This window comes from Actinoplanes sp. NPDC051861 (assembly GCF_040681145.1).
Classification (GTDB): Bacteria; Actinomycetota; Actinomycetes; order Mycobacteriales; family Micromonosporaceae; genus Actinoplanes.
Genome location: NZ_JBFAYE010000001.1, coordinates 854,898 through 875,025 on the forward strand (window position 1 = coordinate 854,898; position 20,128 = coordinate 875,025).

20 protein-coding genes are annotated in these 20,128 nt (G+C 70.6%); 13 read left to right on the plus strand and 7 right to left on the minus strand.

Annotated features, from left to right (window positions below):
• Position 1 precedes the first annotated feature (1 nt).
• Positions 2 to 460: a GNAT family N-acetyltransferase gene (locus AB0M02_RS04230; protein WP_364221143.1), complete on the plus strand. Its 459-nt coding sequence runs from the start codon at positions 2 to 4 to the stop codon at positions 458 to 460.
• Between the two features lie 572 nt (positions 461 to 1,032).
• Here the strand turns inward: AB0M02_RS04230 and rpmB are convergent.
• Entirely contained in the window at positions 1,033 to 1,224 is a 192-nt protein-coding gene (gene rpmB, locus AB0M02_RS04235) for a 50S ribosomal protein L28 (protein ID WP_026207002.1), read from the minus strand.
• A 158-nt stretch (positions 1,225 to 1,382) separates the two neighbouring features.
• Here rpmB and AB0M02_RS04240 point away from each other — a divergent pair, with 158 nt between their 5' ends.
• The 3 genes from AB0M02_RS04240 to AB0M02_RS04250 all read left to right on the plus strand — a co-directional run bounded on the left by AB0M02_RS04240 (position 1,383) and on the right by AB0M02_RS04250 (position 5,607).
• Complete coding sequence (locus AB0M02_RS04240; RefSeq protein ID WP_364221146.1) at positions 1,383 to 2,987, plus strand: DAK2 domain-containing protein; 1,605 nt, start codon at positions 1,383 to 1,385, stop codon at positions 2,985 to 2,987.
• A gap of 89 nt (positions 2,988 to 3,076) precedes the next feature.
• Positions 3,077 to 5,260: an ATP-dependent DNA helicase RecG gene (gene recG, locus AB0M02_RS04245; RefSeq protein WP_364221149.1), complete on the plus strand. Its 2,184-nt coding sequence runs from the start codon at positions 3,077 to 3,079 to the stop codon at positions 5,258 to 5,260.
• On the plus strand, positions 5,257 to 5,607 hold the full coding sequence (locus AB0M02_RS04250; protein WP_364221152.1) for a DUF952 domain-containing protein: 351 nt from the start codon (positions 5,257 to 5,259) through the stop codon (positions 5,605 to 5,607). Before recG ends, AB0M02_RS04250 begins: the two co-directional genes overlap by 4 nt.
• Before the next feature lie 126 nt (positions 5,608 to 5,733).
• On the opposite strand, the gene AB0M02_RS04255 is transcribed toward AB0M02_RS04250, so the two are convergent.
• The 3 genes from AB0M02_RS04255 to AB0M02_RS04265 all read right to left on the minus strand — a co-directional run bounded on the left by AB0M02_RS04255 (position 5,734) and on the right by AB0M02_RS04265 (position 9,474).
• A complete protein-coding gene (locus AB0M02_RS04255; protein ID WP_364221155.1) occupies positions 5,734 to 6,981 on the minus strand; it encodes an IS701 family transposase in 1,248 nt (415 codons plus the stop codon).
• 223 nt (positions 6,982 to 7,204) lie between these two features.
• Positions 7,205 to 8,449: a hypothetical protein gene (locus AB0M02_RS04260; protein ID WP_364221158.1), complete on the minus strand. Its 1,245-nt coding sequence runs from the start codon at positions 8,447 to 8,449 to the stop codon at positions 7,205 to 7,207.
• 95 nt (positions 8,450 to 8,544) lie between these two features.
• On the minus strand, positions 8,545 to 9,474 hold the full coding sequence (locus AB0M02_RS04265; protein ID WP_364221161.1) for a hypothetical protein: 930 nt from the start codon (positions 9,472 to 9,474) through the stop codon (positions 8,545 to 8,547).
• Between the two features lie 314 nt (positions 9,475 to 9,788).
• On the opposite strand from AB0M02_RS04265, the gene rsmD reads away from it, so the two are divergent.
• From rsmD to mutM, 9 genes are all read left to right on the plus strand, one after another.
• The gene (gene rsmD, locus AB0M02_RS04270) at positions 9,789 to 10,352 is read left to right on the plus strand and encodes a 16S rRNA (guanine(966)-N(2))-methyltransferase RsmD (protein ID WP_364221164.1); all 564 of its coding nucleotides are present in this window, start codon (positions 9,789 to 9,791) and stop codon (positions 10,350 to 10,352) included.
• Positions 10,349 to 10,828: a pantetheine-phosphate adenylyltransferase gene (gene coaD, locus AB0M02_RS04275; RefSeq protein ID WP_364221167.1), complete on the plus strand. Its 480-nt coding sequence runs from the start codon at positions 10,349 to 10,351 to the stop codon at positions 10,826 to 10,828. Before rsmD ends, coaD begins: the two co-directional genes overlap by 4 nt.
• Positions 10,829 to 10,917: 89 nt before the next feature.
• Positions 10,918 to 11,415: a hypothetical protein gene (locus tag AB0M02_RS04280; protein WP_364221170.1), complete on the plus strand. Its 498-nt coding sequence runs from the start codon at positions 10,918 to 10,920 to the stop codon at positions 11,413 to 11,415.
• Between the two features lie 87 nt (positions 11,416 to 11,502).
• The gene (locus tag AB0M02_RS04285; protein WP_364221173.1) at positions 11,503 to 12,066 is read left to right on the plus strand and encodes a DUF177 domain-containing protein; all 564 of its coding nucleotides are present in this window, start codon (positions 11,503 to 11,505) and stop codon (positions 12,064 to 12,066) included.
• Between the two features lie 5 nt (positions 12,067 to 12,071).
• A complete protein-coding gene (gene rpmF / locus AB0M02_RS04290) occupies positions 12,072 to 12,245 on the plus strand; it encodes a 50S ribosomal protein L32 (protein ID WP_364221176.1) in 174 nt (57 codons plus the stop codon).
• 66 nt (positions 12,246 to 12,311) lie between these two features.
• The gene (locus AB0M02_RS04295) at positions 12,312 to 13,247 is read left to right on the plus strand and encodes a phosphate acyltransferase PlsX (RefSeq protein ID WP_364222546.1); all 936 of its coding nucleotides are present in this window, start codon (positions 12,312 to 12,314) and stop codon (positions 13,245 to 13,247) included.
• Positions 13,240 to 13,995, plus strand: a complete 756-nt coding sequence (gene rnc / locus AB0M02_RS04300; RefSeq protein ID WP_364221179.1) for a ribonuclease III — start codon at positions 13,240 to 13,242, stop codon at positions 13,993 to 13,995. The genes AB0M02_RS04295 and rnc overlap by 8 nt, the downstream gene beginning before the upstream one ends.
• 8 nt (positions 13,996 to 14,003) lie before the next feature.
• Complete coding sequence (locus tag AB0M02_RS04305) at positions 14,004 to 15,170, plus strand: hypothetical protein (RefSeq protein ID WP_364221182.1); 1,167 nt, start codon at positions 14,004 to 14,006, stop codon at positions 15,168 to 15,170.
• Between the two features lie 11 nt (positions 15,171 to 15,181).
• Positions 15,182 to 16,033 (plus strand): bifunctional DNA-formamidopyrimidine glycosylase/DNA-(apurinic or apyrimidinic site) lyase, encoded by an 852-nt coding sequence (gene mutM, locus AB0M02_RS04310; RefSeq protein ID WP_364221185.1) that lies wholly within the window; start codon positions 15,182 to 15,184, stop codon positions 16,031 to 16,033.
• Positions 16,034 to 16,216: 183 nt separating this feature from the next.
• Here the strand turns inward: mutM and AB0M02_RS04315 are convergent, their stop codons facing one another.
• The 3 genes from AB0M02_RS04315 to AB0M02_RS04325 are packed head-to-tail and all read right to left on the minus strand — an operon-like array spanning position 16,217 to position 19,763.
• The gene (locus AB0M02_RS04315; RefSeq protein WP_364221187.1) at positions 16,217 to 16,771 is read right to left on the minus strand and encodes a spherulation-specific family 4 protein; all 555 of its coding nucleotides are present in this window, start codon (positions 16,769 to 16,771) and stop codon (positions 16,217 to 16,219) included.
• Positions 16,768 to 18,243 (minus strand): hypothetical protein, encoded by a 1,476-nt coding sequence (locus AB0M02_RS04320; protein WP_364221190.1) that lies wholly within the window; start codon positions 18,241 to 18,243, stop codon positions 16,768 to 16,770. Before AB0M02_RS04320 ends, AB0M02_RS04315 begins: the two co-directional genes overlap by 4 nt.
• Positions 18,244 to 18,248: 5 nt before the next feature.
• On the minus strand, positions 18,249 to 19,763 hold the full coding sequence (locus AB0M02_RS04325; RefSeq protein ID WP_364221193.1) for a DUF3492 domain-containing protein: 1,515 nt from the start codon (positions 19,761 to 19,763) through the stop codon (positions 18,249 to 18,251).
• Positions 19,764 to 20,128 lie beyond the last annotated feature (365 nt).

A 20,128-nucleotide genomic window follows, 5' to 3' on the forward strand; every position in this document is an offset into this window, starting at 1 on the left:
CGTGCACTCCTTCAAGATCGAACCGGCGGACTTCGGATCGCCGTCGGTGCAGGCCCTCGTGGCGGAGAACCTCGCGGACCTGTCCGCCCGATACGGCGGAACCGGCGACGACACTCCGATCAGCGCCCTCGACTTCACGCCCCCGCAAGGCGCCTTCCTCGTGGCCGTCGACGACGGCGAGCTGATCGCCAGCGCCGGCTGGCGCCGCCACGGCGACGACGCCGAACTCAAGCGCATGTTCACCCGCCCGGCAGCCCGCGGCCGCGGCGTCGCCCGCCAGATGCTGACCGCGATCGAGGACTCAGCCCGCGCCGCGGGATGCCACCGCGTAATCCTGGAAACAGGCGACAAGCAACCGGAGGCCGTAGCCCTCTACGAGTCAGCCGGCTACAAACGAATCGCCGACTTCGGCTTCTACGCCGGCCACGACTCAGTCCTCTCCTACGCAAAACCCCTCTGACCTCCCACCGCTCTGCTCGGATGGTGGGCGCCCGAGCCGCCCATCACCGGCCCTGCCGCCCAAGAATCTCCGCCATCCGCCGCGGCGCCCGAGATTGACCGGCCATCTCGAGTGCCGACGGGCCCGCGAGACACGCCGTGTGGCCGACGACGGTGCCGAGAACGGCGATCCACCGACGCTCGGCGGCCACCGGCCGGCGTGGCAGACACCGCCGCGAGTGAAGAAAGCCATGCACCCACCGAAGTGACGCGAGCGGGCCGCGGCGGCGCGATGCGGGCGTGATGCGGGCGCGGGCGGCGCGATGCGGGGGCGATGGGGGCGCGGGCGGCGCGATGCGGGGGCCGCGGGCGGCGCGATGCGGGGGCGCGGGCGGCGCGATGCGGGGGCGATGGGGGCGCGGGCGGCGCGATGCGGGGGCGCGGGCGGCGCGGTGCGGGGGCGCGGGCGGCGCGGTGCGGGTCGCGCCTGCGCGATGCGGGCAGGGGCGATGCGGGCGGAGCGACGCGGCACCCGCCGGAAACGACAACTAGCCGCCGAGCGATAACCCGGCGGCTAGAAGTGAAGAGCGAAGATCAGGCGCGGACGACCTTGCCGGCCTTGATGCACGAGGTGCAGACCTTGAGCTTCTTGGTGGTCCCGCCACCGGCCGGGGTGCGCACCGACTGGATGTTCGGGTTCCAGCGGCGGTTGGTCCGCCGGTGCGAGTGGGACACGTTGTGGCCGAAGCCCGGTCCCTTGCCACAGACGTCGCACACGCTAGCCACGGGATACTCCTGGGTTTGATACGAGAACTTGAAGCGCCCAGGGAAAGCTTCGCCCAGGCAACCCGGCAAGGTTACCCGATGCCCCGCCCCGACATCCAATCGCCCCCGGTCAGGGTGCGTAGCCCGCGTTTGTCGGGGGTCGCCAGTACGCTTTTCGCGTGCTGGAGACCCTCGATGCCGCCGCGGTACGCCGCTGGTGCGGTGGTGGGCTCGAGGCGCTCCGGGCTCATCAGCGCGAGATGGACGACCTGAATGTGTATCCGGTGCCCGACGGCGACACCGGCACGAATCTGGTTCTCACGCTCGCCGCAGCCCAGGAGGCCATCGAGAACGAAAAGAACGAAAGCGACGAAGGTGACGAGGGCGACGAGAAGACCGCCGGCCCCCTGATGCGCCGGATGGCTCGTGGTGCGCTGCTCGGCGCCCGCGGCAACTCCGGCGTCATCGTGTCCCAGATCCTGCGCGGGATGGCCGACACGTTCGCCTCGGCGGTCGCGGTTCGGGGTGGTGAGCTGGCGCGGGCGCTGCGGACGGCCACGGATGCGGCCTATGCGGCGGTCGCCCGGCCGGTCGAGGGCACGGTTCTGTCGGTCGTCGCGGCCGCGGCCGAGGGGGCGGGCCGGATAAAGTCGGACAATCTGGTTGCCGTGGCGCGGGCGGCGGCGAGGGCGGCCACCGAGGCCTTGGCGCGGACTCCTCAGCAGCTTCCGGTCCTCGCCCGCGCCGGGGTCGTCGACGCCGGCGGCCGCGGCCTCTGCCTGCTCCTGGACGCCCTGGTCGAGGTCGTTTCCGGAGACCGGGCCGAGAGAGATTCAAAACCCATTTTGAGTACGCGAGAAGCACACCGAATCCACGACGACGACTGCTCCGGCCACGGTTACGAGGTGCAGTTCCTCCTCGACGCCGACACCGCCACGATCGACCGCCTCCGCGCCTCCCTCGACCGCCTGGGCGACTCCCTGGTCATCGTCGGCACGGGTGACGGCGACACCCCCACGTGGAACGTGCACGTCCACGTCACCGAGATCGGCCCCGTCGTCGAGGCCGCCGTCGAGGCCGGCCGGCCCTATCGGATTCGCGTGACGCCGCTGGAGGAGCGCCGCTCCGGTGCCGACGTCCGCGCCGCCGTCGTGGTCGCGTCCGGTGACGGCCTGACCGCGCTGTTCGAGGCCGAGGGCGCCACCGTCGTGGATCGCAATCCCTCCACCGCCGAGATGCTGGCCGCGATCCACGCCAGCGGCGCCGATTCGGTCGTGCTGCTTCCGAACGACGCGAACACGCACGCCGTCGCCTCCGCCGCCGCCCGTGAGGCCGTCGCGGCGGGGAAGAGCGTGAGTGTCGTGCCCACCCGTTCCCCCGTGCAGGCTCTCGCCGCGCTGGCCGTGCGCGACACCCAGCGGCCCTTCGCTGACGACGTGATCGCGATGGCCGAGGCTGCCGGCGCCTGCCGGTACGGCGAGGTGTGCACCGCCCAGCGTGACGCCCTCACCGTCGCCGGCCCCTGTCGGGCCGGCGAGTTGCTCGGGCTGGTCGACGGCGAGGTGCACGTGATCGGCGCCGACCTGACCGACGTGAGCCGCCGCCTGCTGGACCGGATGCTCGGCGGCGGCGGTGAGCTGGTCACCCTGGTGCTCGGTGCGGACGCGCCGGACGGCCTGGAGGCGGATCTGCGCGGTCACGTGCACCGCACCTGGCCGTTCATCGAGTTGGAGTGTTACGCCGGTGGCCAGCCCCGCTATCACCTTCTGGCAGGAGTCGAATGAGCAATATTCAACCTGGCATCGGGCCCGAAGCCGCCGGGCCGTTGACCAGCGCCGGCAACCGAGGCCCTCGCCACGTTGAAAAAGGCTCAATGACCACGACCGACACTCCGCTGACCAAGGTGCTCGGTGCGAAGACGGCGAAGGCGCTGGAGCAGCACCTCGACCTGCACACCGCCGGCGACCTGATCTACCACTTCCCCCGGCGGTACGACGAGCGCGGCGAGCACACCGACCTGCGCAGCCTCCAGGTGGACGAGCAGGTCACGATCCTGGCCCAGGTGCAGGGGATCAACGTCAAGCCGATGCGGGCCCGACGCGGCAACATGCTCGAGGTGACCATCGGTGACGGGTCCGGCGCGACGCTGACCTGCACGTTCTTCAACCAGGCGTGGCGCGAGCGGGAGCTGCGCCGCGGTGTCTGGGGGCTGTTCGCCGGTAAGGTCACCGAGTTCCGCGGCAAGCGCCAGCTCAACGGCCCGGCCTATCAGCTGCTCAGCGCGGACGCCACGCAGGACGACGCGGCCGCCGAGATCGAGGAGTTCGCGGGGGCGCTGATCCCGGTCTACCCGGCCGCGCAGGCGGTGCCGACCTGGGTGATCGCCAAGTGTGTGCGGACTCTGCTGGACACGTTCGAGCCGCCGGCCGACCCGATGCCGGGTGCGGTGCGGGCGAAACGGAACCTGGTCGGCATCGGGACGGCGCTGCGCGAGGTGCACCGGCCGAGCTCCAAGGAGGAGCTCCACAAGGCGAGATATCGACTCAAGTGGGACGAAGCTTTCGCCGTACAGTTGACGCTTGTGCAACGCCGGGCACGTGCTGCCGCGGCTCCCGGCACGGCCCGGCCACGCACTGAGGCCGGGTTGCTCGCGAAATTCGACGCTGGTCTTCCCTATGAGCTGACCGAAGGTCAGCGTGCGGTGGGCGAGGAGATCGCGGCGGACCTGGCGCGCCCGCATCCCATGCACCGCCTGCTGCAGGGTGAGGTGGGTTCCGGCAAGACGCTCGTCTCGGTGCGCGCGATGCTGCAGGTGGTCGACGCCGGTGGGCAGGCCGCGCTGCTCGCGCCGACCGAGGTGCTCGCCACCCAGCACTTCCGCGGCATCAGTGCCCAGCTGGGTGCGCTGGGCCGCGCCGGTGAGCTGGACGGCGATCCGGTGGGCACGCAACTCACGCTGGTCACGGGCTCGCTCGGCGCGGCGGCCCGGCGTGCGGCGTTGGGCAAGCTGGCGGACGGGAGCGCCGGCATCGTTGTCGGCACACATGCGCTTTTGTACGAGGGAGTCGACTTCCGCGACCTCGGACTCGTGGTCGTGGACGAGCAGCACCGGTTCGGGGTGGAACAGCGTGACGCGCTGCGCGCCAAGGCCGCACGGCCGCCGCACGTGCTGGTGATGACCGCGACGCCGATCCCGCGGACGGTCGCGATGACCGTTTATGGCGACCTGGAGACGTCCGTGCTGTCGCAGCTGCCGCGCGGGCGCTCACCGATCGCCTCACACGTCGTCCCGGCTCTGGAGAAGCCCGCCTACCTCGATCGCGCCTGGACGCGCATCCGGGAGGAGGTGCGTGCGGGGCATCAGGCGTACGTGGTGTGCCCTCGGATCGGCGACGGCCCGGAGGACGAGGACACCCCGCCGCCGGACGACGAGCCCGCCCGCCGTCCGCCGCTGGCCGTCACCGAGGTGCTGCCCCTGCTGGAGAACGAATACCTGAAAGGCCTCCGGATCGGCATGCTGCACGGCAAGCTGCCGGCCGACGAGAAGGACGCGGTGATGCGCAGGTTCGCCGCGGGTGATCTGGACGTGCTGATCGCCACGACGGTGATCGAGGTGGGCGTGGACGTGCCCAACTCGACGGTCATGCTGATCCTGGACGCCGACCGGTTCGGCGTGTCTCAGCTGCATCAGCTGCGCGGCCGGGTGGGACGTGGTTCGGCGCCCGGCATCTGCCTGCTGCACACCGAGTCGGTGGAGGGCTCGGCCGCCCGCGAGCGTCTGGACGCCGTGGCCTCCACGACCGACGGGTTCAAGCTGTCCGAGATTGATCTGGAGCAGCGCCGGGAGGGCGACGTGCTGGGCGCCTCGCAGTCCGGCAAGCACTCGCACCTGCGGCTGCTGTCGCTGCTCCGCGACGAGAAGCTGATCAAGGAGGCCCGGACGGAGGCGTCCGAGCTGATCGGCGACGACCCCGACCTCACCCGTCATCCCGCGCTGGCCGCCTCGGTGGCCGCGCTGGTCGACGAGGAACGCGCCGAGTACCTGGAGAAGGGTTGATCCTGCATCTCTGCCCACGCGACGAGTGGGCCAAGGCCGTGGCCGCCGGCTTCTACGAGGGGGACACCCTCGCGACGGAGGGCTTCATCCACTGCTCTCCGCCGGACTGGGTGCATGTGCCCGCCACGCTGCGCTTCCGGGGCCGCACCGACCTGGTGCTGCTGGAGATCGACGAGTCCCGTGCGGGCTCCCCGGTGGTCTGGGAGGACGGCGTCCCGCCGTCGCCGGACGGGCGCCAGTTCCCGCACATCTACGGCCGGCTGGCGGTCTCCGCGGTGGTCGCCACCCACGACTTCCCACCGCAGCCGGACGGCTCGTTCGCGCCGTGGGAGGGTGTCGGCTCCTAGTAGTGCTTTGTCATGATCCGCGTCGGCGAGGTCGTTTCCGTTGCGGGAACGGGGTTCGGCAGGTTGGGCATGCTCCGAGGAGGTGGACCAGCAGGAGTTGCAGGCGTCGGAGTACGGCGTAGAGGGTCATTCCGGCGCACGGGTTTTTGGGTCGAGGCGTTGCAGGGTCAGGAAGATGTGCGCGGCGGAGACGAGCGTGACGTGGTGGTGCCAGCCCTGCCAGGTGCGGCCTTCGTAGTGGTCCAGGCCGAGGCCGGTCTTGACTTCGCGGTAGTCGTGTTCGATGCGCCAGCGCAGTTTCGCCCAGCGGATCAGGGTGCGTTTCGCGGTCGTGGCGGGCAGGTCGGAGAGCCAGTACTTGATCGGCTCCGGGCTGCCGGGTGGCCATTCGGTAATCAGCCAGCACTCGGGCAGGTCCTCGCCGCGGTGGGCGGACAACAGGGTCCGCCCGGCCGGGCGGACACGGGTGAACACGAAGTGCGAGGACATCAGAACCTGCCGGCCGGCACGCAGACGTGAACCGGGCCGCCAGGTCACCCGCCTGGGGCGGGCAGGGCCGGTGGTGATCAGTTCGGTGAGGGTGGGTGCCGCATGGTGGTAGCGCGGTGTGGGATAGGAACCGACCCCGGCGTACTCGCCAGCGGTGCGGGTCGTGGCGGCTGGGTAGGCGGTGAGCCGGCCGCTGACCTGCACCAGATAGGGCAGCCGGCGTTCGGTCAGGGCGTGGCGGAACTCTGCGGCGTCGCCGTAGCCGCAGTCGGCCACGATCAGCGGTGGCCGGTGTCCCCACCACAGCAGTTCGTCGATCATGTCCAGTGCCAGGCGCCACTTCTCCCGATGGGCTACACCGTCGCCGATCCCGGCCCGGCGACGGCGGGCGTGAACATCGGCAGTGGCCTTGGGTGAGGCGGGGTCCCAGGACTCGGGCAGGAACAGTCGCCAGTCGACCGGGCAGGACGCGGTGTCGGTGACCATGCTGACGCTCACCGCGATCTGGCAGTTGGTGACCTTACCCACGGTGCCGGTGTACTGGCGGGCCACACACGGCGACGCGGTGCCGCACTTGAGCAGCCCGGTGTCATCGATCGCCCACGCTGCCGGGCCGATCGCCTGATCGGCCAGCGCGGCGATCCGTTGCCGGACCGGCTCCACCTGCCACGGGCTGTTGGTCACGAAGTGGTTCAACGCCTGCTCGTGCACGCCCTGCAAACGGGCGGCCATCGGCTGGATCGACTTACGCCGCCCGTCGATCATCAACCCCTGCAGATACGCGGCCGCACGCTCCTGCCAACCCGCGCGTGTCAGCGACGCGAACACATCCGACGCGAACTCCGACAGGTCACAACGCAACCGGTCAACCTCAACAACGTCCATACGTCAACGACAGCAACCCACTGTCGACAAGTCACTATCAACCACCCGAAAGTGACAAAGCACTACTAGGACCGGGCCCCACAGGCCGCGCGGGCCTGCTCCTAGGACCGGGCCCCACAGGCCGCATGGGGCCTGCTCCTAGGAGCAGGCCCCATGGGAAGAGGGCGCGCTCTCGATGAGCGCGCCCTCTTCAACTGCGAAAACTGCGGAAACCGTGGAGCTGTCAGGCCTTGAAGTTCACCTTGCGGCGACGGGCCATGAAGAACAGCCCGAGGCCCACGACGAGCAGCAGGGCCGCACCGCCCGCGACGGTGCCGGCGGCGGCGCCGGTCAGGGCGAGCTCACCGTCCTCGTCCGCCGGCTCGGTGGTGACGGGCACGTCCGGCGTCTCCGAAGCCGTCTCCGACGGGGTCTCCTCCGGCGTGGTGGTCGGCGGAGTCGTCGTCGGGTTGTCGGTCGGCGTGGTGGTCGGAGCGGTGGTGCTGGGCGTCGTCGGCGCCGGGCAGTCCGCCTTCTTGATCTGAACAGTGACCGTCTCGGAACCGGCGATCTCCGGGTACTTCACGGTGGCCGTGGTGGCCTCACCGGCGGGGAACGTCACCAGCTGCGAGGAACCGCCCGCGACGGTGGTCGTCTTGGTCTCGGAGCCGTAGGTCACCTCGGCCTTCGCCGGGGTGTTGCCCTCCGGGTTGGTCACGGTCACGGTGACGTTCGTGCAGTCGTTCTCACCGGCGGCCGCGGGGACGCAGTTGTCCGGGCGCGCCCAGGTGTACGTGAAGTCCGCCATGCCCGGCGCGGAGACCGTGATCTTGCCGGCGCCCGCGGGGACGTGCACCGTGTCGCCCTTACCGGGGGCGACCTTGACCTTCTTGTCGAGGCCGGTCGCTTTGACCCGGAACTCGACGTCGTACTTGCTCAGCTTGCCGTTGTTGCTCAGCTGAACGTCGACGGAGCCGTCACACGCGGCGACAGCCTGCACGGCCGGCTGCGCGCACGCCTTCGTGCCGCCGTTGAACCAGGCCTGCGGGCCCTTGGAACGGCCGCCGAGGCCGGTCTTCTCGCCGAGCTTCTTGTCGCCGTACATCGACTTGCCGTCGAACGGGTCGATGATGTCGTCCTTGCCACCGAAGAACAGGTCGACCTGCGTGTTGCAGTCGGGGACGTCCACCGTGAGTGTGACGACGCCGTCCTTGTCCTTCAGCGTGCCGATCTCGCTGTCGAACAGGTACTGCGGGACGGAGTACTCCGGCCTCGGCGCGAAGTAGGACACCAGGGTGACCTCTTCGGCGGCCGGCAGGTCCTTGTTCGGCGTGATCGTGGCGATCGCCTGGCCGTTTTCGATCTTGAACGTGTGGGTGAAGAGGTATTCCTTGCCGTGAGCGGCAGCCGGGGTGGCGAAAGCCACCAGGCCGAGGACCGCGCCGGCCAGAGCAGCCGCGATCCGGGAGAAGCGAGGGGTCTTCTTCAAGTTCTCTCCATCGTGGGGAAATGGGCGAGGGCGCGCCGACCTCTCGAAGTCGGCGCGCCCCCGGTTGTTGCTGTTATCGCTGGTACTGCCTGCTATCAGGCGGTGAACTTCACCTTGCGGCGGCGAGCCATGAAGAAGAGCAGGCCACCGACGGCCAGCAGGGCCGCGGCACCGCCGGCGACACCACCGGCAGCGGCACCGGTAACGGGCAGGCCGCCACCCTCGCCGTCCTCACAGTCGTCCGGCTGGACGTACGGGAAGGTCTCGGTGGCCGTCTCGGTCTTGCCGTCGATCGTCACGATGAAGGTCCAGTCGACAGCGAAGCCCTCGGTGGCGCTGAAGGTCTCGGTCTTCTTCTCGCCCGGCTTGACGGTGGTCTCGCGGACCTCGCCCTTGGTGGTCTCGAACTTCATCTTGAACTCGATGCCGTCGGCCGGGTTGCTCATGCCGAGGGTCATCGTGTCGCAGGTGAGCTCGAAGATCGGCTCGGGCTCACCCGGCAGGTCGGTGGGAACCGGCACGGTCGGCTCCGGCGTGGCCGGGGGCGTCGTGGTAGGGGCCGTGGTCGGCGGAGTGGTGGTCGGCGGGGTGGTGGTGGTCGGCGGCTTCGGCGCCTCGCACTTGCCCTCGAGCTTCACGGTGCCGACCTGGTCGACGCCTTCCTTGACCTCGTTGTTCCACTCGGCGCGGACGGCCAGCTTGGCCTCGGTCGCGGTGCCGCCGGGGATGGTCTGCTTGCCGGTGACGAAGGTGCTCGGCACCCAGTCGCCGCCGGCGGCGATGCCCTCGACAGCGGTCGGGGTGGACTCGACCTTGATGAACTTGGCCTGGTTGCCCTGCTGGCTGCCGTAGAGGTCGACCCTCCAGTTGACGGTCCAGACGCCGTCAACGCAGTCGGCAACGCCGGTGACCTTGCTGTGGTGGGCGCTGGCGGGCCCGGCAAAGGCCGCGACGCCGGCCAGGCCGAGCACAGTGCCGGCGACGATCGACGTCACGCGGCGAAGCGAGGACTTTGACAGGTTCACGCGCCTACTCCTGTGGAAATGGGGATCCGAGGGGAGTAAGGAAGCAGCAGTCAGCGGTCGCCAAAGGACGGCGGCGAACCGCGACGATGCCTCCCCACATCGTCGGCGGACGATACGGGATCGTCCGCACGAGGCACGACCCTAGCCACTTACCAAGGTCAAAGAAACGTCTCAGGGCCCGCTAATGCTCTTGTGACCAATCTGAGATCTTGCATGCACCGAACGGAACGGTCCCGTTGCGTGCAGTGCCCTCTACGAGGGACTTGTTCACTCGACAGTGGCCCTACTGCCCTGGTGAAGTAGCGTCACCTGTGATGACGAGGATTATCGCGGGCGCTCACGGGGGCCGCCGTCTGGCCGCTCCCTCCGGCGCGCACACCCGGCCCACTTCGGACCGCGTGCGTGAGGCTTTCTTCAGTTCATTGGAGACGATGACCGACTTGTCCGAAGCGCGTTTCGCTGACCTGTATGCCGGATCCGGCGCAGTCGGTCTGGAGGCGCTGTCCCGTGGCGCGTCGCACGCACTTCTGGTCGAATCGGACGCGAAGGCCGCGCGCATCGTCCGTGACAACGTCGTCGCGCTGCGTGTCGGTGCGCAGTCGCGACTCGTCACCGGCAAGGTTCTGCAGACTCTCGCGAACCCGCCGGAGGGCGGACCGTACGACGTGGTCTTCGCCGACCCGCCGTACGCCCTGGGGTCGGACGAGATCGACACTGTCCAGGAGGAGCTGGTGGCCAACGGGTGGCTGGCGCCCGACGCCGTGGTGATTTTTGAGCGATCCACCCGTTCCGGGCCGCTGAGCTGGGTGGACGGTCTCGTCGGCGAACGCACCCGCCGTTACGGCGAGACCACGCTTTGGTACGGTCGCCGATCATGAGACGAGCGGTGTGTCCTGGCTCCTTCGACCCGGTCACCAACGGGCACCTCGACATCATCGGGCGGGCCAGCCGGCTGTTCGACGAGGTGATCATCGGAGTCCTCATCAACCAGTCGAAGGTCGGGCTGTTCAGCATCGACGAGCGGCTGGAGATGCTGGGTGAGGCGATCGCGCCGTACCCGAACGTGCGGGTCGCGGCGTTCCACGGCCTGCTGGTCGACTTCTGCCGGGATCAGGGCGCGGCGGTCGTGGTGAAGGGCCTCCGGGCGGTCAGCGACTTCGACTACGAGTTGCAGATGGCGCAGATGAACATCGGGCTGTCGGGTGTGGAGACCCTCTTCATGCCGACCAACCCGCTGTACTCGTTCCTCTCCTCGAGCCTCGTCAAGGACGTGGTCAAGTGGGGTGGCGACGCGTCCGCGTACCTGCCGGACCCGGTCCTGGAGCGCTTGATCAGCCGCCTCAAGCAGAACTGACCGCCACCGGCGCGCCGGAAACGGCGCGAGCGGTGACGCAGTAACGTGATCGCACCACGCTCAGTGGCGGTTGGATGGGAGTGTTGGCGGTGGATCCACTCGACGGTATCGACGAGATCATCGACATCGTGCACGACGCACGCTCCGTGCCGATGTCCCGGGCGAACGTGATGATCGAACGCGACCACATGATCGAGAAGCTCGAGGAGCTCCGCGCCGGCCTGCCCTCGGAACTGCGCAAGGCCGCCGCCGTGCTGGAGGAGCGGGACCGGATCATCGAGGCCGGCCGCCGCGAGGCGGACCGGATCGTCAGCGAGGGTGAGACCGAACACGCCCGGCTCGTCTCGGTCAACGAGATCACCGTCTCCGCCGAGCACGAGGGCGCCCGGATCATCGCCGAGGCGCGGACCGAGGCGCAGCGCCTGCGCGAGGAGGTCGACGACTACGTCGACACCGCCCTGGCCAACTTCGAGCAGTTCCTGACCCGTGCGCTGGCGTCCATCGAGCGTGGCCGGGACAAGATGCACGCCCTCCGCGAGATCGGTACCTTCCAGGGCGAGGACGCCGAGCGGCCGCTGCCGTTCTGATCGGCCCTGATGCCGGGGCCGATTCGACGACGTCCGGCAAGCTCAGGTAATGTTTTTCGTCGGCCTACCCATGGCTGAGAGTTCACGATGCCAAAGTCACCTCAGAGTCACCTGGACCCCAGGCAGCCGCTGGTCGTCGACACGACGAAACTCCCCCGGCAGCCTGGTGCGACGCGTGCCCTGAACAGGGTGGTCCCGGCACCGGCGGACTGCGGCCTGGAGCTGATCTCGGTCCCCGAGGGCTCCGACGTCGAGCTCGATCTGAGCATGACGTCGGTCTCCGAGGGGGTCTATGTCAGCGGCACCGTGCGCGGCTCGCTCACCGGCGAGTGCGGGCGCTGCCTCAACGAGATCAGCAAGTCGTTCGAGGTCCACCTCGCGGAGCTCTATGCCTATGAGGCGAGCACCACCGAGGAGACGACCGACGAGGACGAGGTGGGCCGGATGCAGGGCGACCTGATCGACCTGGAGCCGGCGGTTCGGGACGCGGTGGTGCTGACCCTGCCGACCAATCCGCTCTGCCGGCCGGACTGCCCAGGGTTGTGCCCCGACTGCGGGGTGCACTTCGACGACCTCCCGGCTGATCACAGCCACGAGGACATCGACCCCCGCTGGGCCGCTTTGCACAACCTTACGAAACCCGAGGAGTAGTTACCGTGGCCGTCCCCAAGCGCAAGATGTCGCGCAGCAACACCCGCTCGCGCCGGGCGAACTGGAAGGCGACCGCGGTGACCACCGCGGCGTGCCCCCAGTGCAAGTCGCCGAAGCTGCCGCACGCCGCCTGCTCGGTCTGCGGCACCTACAACGGTCGTCAGGTCCTCGAGGTCTGACGTCGCCGCGTGACGCGCCCGATCATCGGGCGGGTCGCACCTGAGCGGTGGCGAACCACCGGTGCCGTGGCTCCCGGACAGCGGACTGTCGGGGAGCCGGGCACCGCGCGGATCGCCGTCGACCTCCTCGGCGGGGACCAAGCTCCCGACGTCGTGGTTGACGGCGCTCTGCGTGCCTGCCAGGCCGATCCGTCCCTGCATCTGACTCTCGTCGGCCCGGCCGAAGCCGCCGACGCGGTTCTTGCTGCCCTGTCCCCGGCGGACCGGCAGCGGATCACCGCCGCGATCACGACGTCCGACACCGTCCGTGGAGCCGTCCGGACGGTCGCCGAGGGCGACGCCGACGCGCTCGTGTCGGCCGGGGACACCGCGGTCACCGTTCTCGCTGCCGCGCGTGAGCTGGGCCGATGGCCGGGCGTACGCCGTCCGCCCCTCGCCGCCGTGCTGCCGACAGCGCACGGGCGGCTGGTGCTCCTCGACGTCGGTTCGACCGTGGACCCCGACGCGGAGACACTCGGCGTGCATGCGCGACTCGGTTCCGCGTACGCATCAATCGCCCACGGCATTGAGGCGCCCCGCGTCGGTCTCCTCACGATCGGCAGCGAACCCGGAAAGGGTGACCGCCTCCGCCGCTCAGCCCCGACGGTGCTCGCGGCCGTTCCGCTGCCCGGCGGCGGACGCTACGTCGGTCTCGTCGAGGGTGGCGACGTCGTGCTGGGAGCCACCGCCGACGTCGTGGTCACCGACGGCTTCACTGGAAACGTCCTGCTCAAGGGCCTGGAAACCGGGTACGCCCTGGCCGGCCCACCATCACCGGGCATCGATCCGCCGCCCCGAGCCGCACTGCTGCTCGGCGTCGGCGGCACCGTCGTGGTCTGCCACGGCGCCGCGTCCGGACCCGATCTCGCCGCGGGCATCGCGTTCGCGGCAAACCTGCATCGCCGCGCCTCGGTCGCGGCCATCGCCGATCAACTGAGGTACAGCGAGGTATCGCATGATTGACAAGCGTCGACGTCCGTCCACTCTGCCGCTGGAGGAGGCCTTCGGGATCCCGTTCAAGCCCGAGCTGCTCGAACGAGCCCTGACCCACCGCTCGTACGCGTACGAGAACGGCGGCCTGCCCACCAACGAGCGCCTGGAGTTCCTCGGCGACTCGGTGCTCGGGGTGGTGATCACGTCGGCGCTCTTCCACAACCACCCCGACCTGCCCGAGGGACAGCTCGCCAAGCTGCGCGCCAGCGTCGTCAACATGCACGCGCTGGCCGACGTGGCCCGCGGCCTGGGCCCGCAGGGTCTCGGCCCGCACCTGCTGCTCGGCAAGGGCGAGGAGACCACCGGCGGCCGGGACAAGGCCAGCATCCTGGCCGACACCCTGGAGGCGCTGCTCGGCGCGATCTATCTGGAGCACGGCCTGGAGCTCGCCGGCGAGGTGATCCACCGGCTGTTCGACCCGCTGATGGCCGAGTCGGCCGGGCGCGGCGCCGCCCTGGACTGGAAGACCAGCCTGCAGGAGCTGACCGCGGCGCTGGGCCTGGGCGTGCCGGACTACGAGATCGAGGACTCCGGCCCGGACCACGCCAAGACGTTCACCGCCTGGGTGGTGGTCGCGGGCGAGCGCTACGGCGGTTCCGAGGGCCGCAGCAAGAAGCAGGCGGAGCAGCGGGCGGCCGCGGCGGCGTGGCGGACGCTCACCGAGCGCAACGAGGCGGAAGCGGAGCAGGTCGAAAAGCCCGGGCCCGACGTGTCATGATCCCAGCCGTGGAGGCGGAGACAACGACGGACACCGATCAGACGCGGCTGTGGGACAGGGCCGGGGGCTGGTCGGGTGTCCTGACCGCCGTTGCCCTGCTCGCGCTCACCAGGCTCGGCCAGGTGCTGATGATCTGGTGGCTGAACGCGGCCACCGCCGAGCCGCGCCCGGTGTGGGAGCGTCTGCTGGTCTGGGACGCGGGCTGGTTCCTGCGGGTCGCCATGGACGGCTATCCGGACACCTACACGTACGACGCGAACGGCGTCCTGCAGGGCAACGAGCTGGCGTTCTTCCCCGTCTATCCGATGCTGATCCGGGGTGGCGCGGCGCTCGGCATCCCGCCGTCCACGGCCGCGATCGCCGTCGCCTGGATCGCGTCGGTCGGTGCGGCGGTCGGCCTGCACCTGCTGGGCACCAGCCTCTACAACAAGCGGGCCGGCTGGGCGCTGGTCGCCATCTGCTGCTCGGCCCCGGTGTCAGTGGTGATGTCCATGGCGTATTCGGAGAGCATCTACCTCGCCCTCGTCGCCGGCATGCTGGTCGCCGCGCATCGCAAGGTCTGGTGGGCGGCCGGTCTCCTCGGCCTGCTCACCGCGCTGTCCCGTCCCACCGGTGCCGCCGCCGCGGTCGCCCTCGCGGTGGCCGCGTTCCTCGCTGTCCGGGAGAGCCGCAGGGAGATGTGGAAGCCGATCACCGCGGCTGCTGTCGCGCTTGCCGGGGTGCCGCTCTATCTCGGCTGGGTGGCACTGCGGATCGGCGAGCCCACCGCCTGGTTCAAGATCCAGACGGCCGGGTGGGGCACCTCCTTCGACTACGGCTCCAGCACCCTTTCTTTTCTCAACACCACATTGCGTACGGGGGACGGCTGGATCCCCATGAGTGTGGCTCTGATCCTGCTCGTCGCGCTCGCGGCGGCCGGCGTCGCGCTGTTCCAACGGCCGTGGCTGCCGCTGGCCGTCTACGGCGTGGTCGCCATGGTCCTCGTGTACGGGCAGGCCGGCTTCTACCACTCCAAGCCCCGGCTGCTCCTGCCCGTACTGTTGACGCTGCTGCCGGCCGTCGTGGCCGCCGCCCGTGCCCGGCCCCGTGTCGCGGTCCTGTCGATCCTGGCCTGGGCCGCGTTCGGCCTCTGGTACGGCGCCTACCTGATCACCGTTTGGCCTTTCACGCTTTAGAAAGGACCTCTGTGCCCGAGCTTCCCGAGGTCGAGACCGTCCGCCAGGGTCTGGCCAAGTGGGTGACCGGCCGCACCATCGCCACCGCCGAGGTGCTGCACCCCCGCGCGATCCGCCGCCACGTGCCCGGCGACATCCACTTCGCCGGCGTCCTGGCCGGCCGCACCGTCCTGGACATCGCCCGCCGCGGCAAGTACCTCTGGTTCGCCCTCGACTCCGGCGACGCGATCATCGGCCACCTCGGGATGAGTGGCCAGCTGCTCATGCAGCCCGCCGACGCCCCCGACGAGAAACACCTGCGGATCCGCTTCACCTTCACCGACGGCGGCCCGCAGCTGCGCTTCGTCGATCAGCGCACGTTCGGCGGCCTCTCGGTCTCCGAGGGCGGCGCCGAACTCCCCGACGAGATCTCCCACATCGCCCGCGACCCGATGGACCCGCTCTTCGACGACGAGGCCTTCGTGGCCCGCCTCCGCGGCCGCCACACCGAGATCAAACGCGCCCTGCTCGACCAGACCCTGATCTCCGGCGTCGGCAACATCTACGCCGACGAGGCACTGTGGCGCGCGAAACTCCACGGCGCCCGCCCGACAGACCAACTCTCCAGGCCGGCGGTGAAACGCCTCCTGGGCCACGTCCGCGACGTCCTGGGCGAGGCGATCGTGGCCGGGGGCACGAGTTTCGACGAGCTCTACGTGAACGTCAACGGCGAGAGCGGCTACTTCGACCGCTCCCTGAACGCCTACGGCCGCGAGGCCGAACCGTGCAATCGGTGCGGCGCCCCGATCCGCCGAGAACAGTTCATGAACCGCTCCTCCTTCAGCTGCCCGAAATGCCAGCCCCGCCCCCGCTCCCGCCCCTGACCCACTCCCACCACCCGCCTCCCACCGCTGCCGCTCTCTCGCGCCGTTCTCCCGCCGTCGCCCGCGCTGCTCCCGCCGCTCTCCCCGCGAGTCTTGGGCGCGTCAGCAGGGCAGGGCGGTTCGCGTGCCCAAGATCTGCCCGGAGGGCAGCGAGGGCGGCGGGGCGACAGGGGGACGCGGTTGTCAGTCCGCTCGGTGGGCGCCGGCAGCACTCAGCGCCGGCCCCGCATCAGTAGCCAGCCCGAACCCCGCCCCCCGCCGCCCCATCAACCGCCGAGCAGCCGTGAGCAACTCCGAAGGCACCCCGTGCACAATGTGCCCGTCCCCGGGCCGCGACCCGTCCCCGTCCCAACTCTGATAGGCCTCCCACGGCCCCTCGAACGTGCAGATACGCACGCCGAGATCCCGGTACAACGGATGCGTCGGCACCCCGGGGTTGAGCACCACCCGATGCAGCCCCCGCCGAGCGGCCAGCCGGACCGTCAGAGCCACCGGCCCCACCCCACCCGAGCCGGCCGGAGCCCGATCCAGGAACAACCCCTCCACACCATCAGCTCGCCAGGCGTCCACATCGGCCAGGACATCGGCGAGGGACCGGCACCCGAGATCCAGGTCGATCCGGCCGAGGGATTGGTGCAGCGTCCGTCGATCACCAGGCTGTTCCCGGATGATCCAGGTCTCGGCGTCGAGTTCCAGTTCGGGCGACGGGTACGCGTACGGGGGGAACAGGGTCTTCACGGCGTCCTCCGGAGGTCGGCGGCGGTCAGGGCGACGATGAGCAGGCCGGCGAGGTGTGTGGCGGCCAGTACGGCGACGGCGGCGGGTAACGGCCCGGCCGCCGAGGGGACAAGTGCGAGGATCGCCGCCGCGAACGGGGGCAGCGCTGCCAACGCGGCGGCCACCCCGGCGCGGGAGCGGGCGGCGAGCAGGAACGTGACCGCGAAGACTCCGCCGAGGAGGGTTCCGGCGGCGAGTGCCAACACAGCGTCGCGGGCACCGGTCATCGTGGACAGGCCGTACGGCAGGCGGTAGGCGGCGAGCGTGAGCCCACCTCCGGCGGCCAGTGGTGGCAGCATGCCGGCCAGCGTGATCGCGGTGACGTTGCGGACGTGACGGTCCAGTTCGGCCGGGGACTCGGCGGAGTCGAGCCCGGCGTCGAGGCGGTCGGCGTGCCAGCCGATCAGGGCTTCCAGCAGCGGTACCGACAGCAGCAGCGGCAGGACCGCGGGCAGCGGGGTGACGGCCGGGCCGGTGCGCCACAGCAGCGCGACGCAGACCGCCTGGGAGGCGCCGATCACCAGGTGGGCCGCGCCCCGGCGGCGTTCCACAGCGGTCAGGCGGGGCGGGCGGCTGCGGCGGGCGCCGACCACGGCGGGGCGGAACGCGCGGACCGCGACAGCCACGATCGCGGCCGGCAGCAGAGTCTCGATCGGCACCGGCAGGCCGAGGGCGGCGCCGGAGAGCGTGGCCGCGGCGAGCACCCAGCAGGGCACGTACCAGGCGGCGACCGCGCCTTCCGACCGGGTGACCAGGGCCACGGTGACCGAGCCGAGCGTGAGCAGGCCGCAGACGCCGACGGTCGCGGCGAGGGCGCGGTCCGGGCCGAGCAGGGCGTCCGGCGCGATCCAGACGAGCGCGCACCAGAGTCCGGTCACGGTCGCGAATCCGGCGCCGACCAGGCGTGCGGCGGCCGCGGCGCCACAGCGCCGGGCGATGGTCACCCCGACGCCGGTCAGGGCCTGCGCGGCGGTCCAGCCGAGGAGGAACATCACGGCGGGCACCGGCCAGGCGACCCGGCCGAGCGGCGCGGCGGCGGCGACGGCCACGCTGAGCGGTCCGAGATACAGCAGGCAGCGGGTCAGGGCCAGACCGAGGTAGGCACGCCGGGCGGGAGCGCGCCGGCTTCCATGCTTTTTACCGTACGCGAGCCCGCGTTCTTCTTCACGGGGATCTACGGCCGGTGAACCCGCAACACTGGCGGGCGCGACGGCTTCTGCCGGCACCGGTTCGGCCGGGATCGGCCACGAAAGCGGTGGCGCCGGGAAGCCGGGTTCGTCGTCGATGAGCGAGTGCCGCCCGGCCCGGCTGTTCCGCCGGCGCGGTGGAGCCAGCTCGGGCCCCTGGTTGAGCGCGGCGTGCCGTGGCTCGTCGGCGTGGCGGCGGCGGTTGCGGTTGCGGGCGGTCCGTGTCGTGCGGGGAGTGATCGTCATTTTTCTCAGTGCTCCCGGATCAGCCAGCGCACGGTGGCCGGCATCGTGGTGCGGGGCGCCGGGACGGTGAGCGCCAGGGGGAAGGCCGGTGCCGGTGCCGGCGCGGCCAGATCGGTGTAGAGCGCGCCGTAGACCCGGACCACCCGGTCGACGGTGAAGTGGTTGAGCGCTCGCTGGCGGGCCGCGTCGCCGAGCGCGCGGCGCTTGGCCGGGGTACGCAGCAGGTCGACGACGGCGAGCGCGAGCTCCGACGGGTCGTTCGGCGGCACCAGGACCCCGGTGTCGCCGAGCGTCTCACCGGCCGGTCCCACATCCACCCCGACTACCGCGCGGCCCGACATCATCGCCTCCACCAGCCGGTACGGCGGGTCGGCCGGCCCCGGCACGTGCGCCACGACCTGGCCGACGGTGTAGCGGTCGCGCGGGTCGGCCGGCAGCGGGTGCAGCCGTACCGCGCGGCCCAGCCCGGTCCGCTCGATCTGCTCGGAGCAGTGGTCCTCGTGCGCCGCGGTGACGCCGACCAGGTGCAGCACCGCACCCGGCACGGCCGCCGCGACCTCGCGGAACGCCTCGAGCACCAGCGCCAGGCCGCTGTCCGGCCCGCCGCTGCCGGCCCAGACGACCGCCGGGTTCTGGCCCAGTTCGACGGCCAGTGGGTACTCCCGCGGATCCACCCCCGCGGGCACCTGGACCAGCCGGGACGGCACCGCGCCGTGTTCCAGGGCCCAGCCGTGGTGATACGTGCTCAGCGGTGCGATGAGCTCCGCCTCGGCGTACCCGATGCGTGCCACCGACGTCCTGAACCGCCGCAGCACCGTCCGCACGCCCACCGACAGCCGGTCCTCGGCGGGCCGCTGCCGTGGCACCGCGGCCCGCGCCTCGGTGAGCAGCAGCGGTGTCCCGGTCCGCCACCGCCCGGCCAGCGCGGCCAGCAGCGGCGTGGTCCCGCCCACACAGTGCACGAGCTCCACCTCGGGCAGCGGCACCGCCATCGCCCGCAGCGCGTGCCGCAGCAGCGTCGCCGCCGTACGCGCGTCCCGCACACTGAGCCGCGGCAGTGGCGCCGGCTCGGACCCCTGCTGCCGCTGCCTCCACGCCTCCAGCAGCGCGTCACTGAGCGGCACCCCCGCGAGCGGGTTCTCCAGCTTCGCCGTGTGCAGCTCCGCGATCCGGCGCAGACCTTTGGCGAAATCGCCCGTGACCAGCGTCTCGTCACCGAGCAGTCCGCGGCACAGCAGCGCGGCCGCCTCGGCGGCGCCGTCCGGTGCGCTGACCCGCCGCCGCACGACACGGCCCGGGTCACGCCCGAGCGCGACAGCACGCGCCGAGCCGACATTGAACGGGAGCGGGTACGCCGGTGCGGACGGCAATTCACGGTCCGTGACGGTCAGCAACTCGAAGCGGAAGCGGCGCAGTCCCTCCACCAGGGTCCGGCACCACCCACCGAGCGCATCCCGCCGGTACGGGTACCCGCCGCCGGTCAACAGGCAGATGCGCTCACGCGACGGGGTCGGATTCACGCTGGACGCAACGACGCAACCCGCGAAAGTTGCTGGAGCATGTCGGCTAGGCGACACAATTACGTACCATTTGCCCAGATTTGTCGCCCAGGTTTGCCCGAATTTGCCCGAAAGGGGGTTAGCTGCGGACGCCCCTCGCATCGACAGCCGTTCCACAATCCTCGCCCAGACCCGCGCATGCTAGATCAGCAAAGCCGCGGAAGGTGCATAACAGCTGATGAAGACCCGTGGTGGCGTGATTCACTGTTTCCGAGCGCGTAACCACGGAAGCCCCGGCTTGACGGAGGGTGGGTATCGGCGGACTATGGAGTTGTCGCCAGTCGCGCCCACTCATGCCCCGGTACCACTCAGAGCACGAGTAAACC

Coding starts and splice junctions, on each gene's coding strand:
- recG (WP_364221149.1), top strand. CDS start 3,077: ATGACCACGACCGACACTCCGCTGACCAAGGTGCTCGGTGCGAAGACG.
- AB0M02_RS04255 (WP_364221155.1), bottom strand. CDS start 6,981: ATGGACGTTGTTGAGGTTGACCGGTTGCGTTGTGACCTGTCGGAGTTC.
- rsmD (WP_364221164.1), top strand. CDS start 9,789: ATGACGAGGATTATCGCGGGCGCTCACGGGGGCCGCCGTCTGGCCGCT.
- coaD (WP_364221167.1), top strand. CDS start 10,349: ATGAGACGAGCGGTGTGTCCTGGCTCCTTCGACCCGGTCACCAACGGG.
- AB0M02_RS04285 (WP_364221173.1), top strand. CDS start 11,503: ATGCCAAAGTCACCTCAGAGTCACCTGGACCCCAGGCAGCCGCTGGTC.
- rnc (WP_364221179.1), top strand. CDS start 13,240: ATGATTGACAAGCGTCGACGTCCGTCCACTCTGCCGCTGGAGGAGGCC.
- AB0M02_RS04320 (WP_364221190.1), bottom strand. CDS start 18,243: ATGACGATCACTCCCCGCACGACACGGACCGCCCGCAACCGCAACCGC.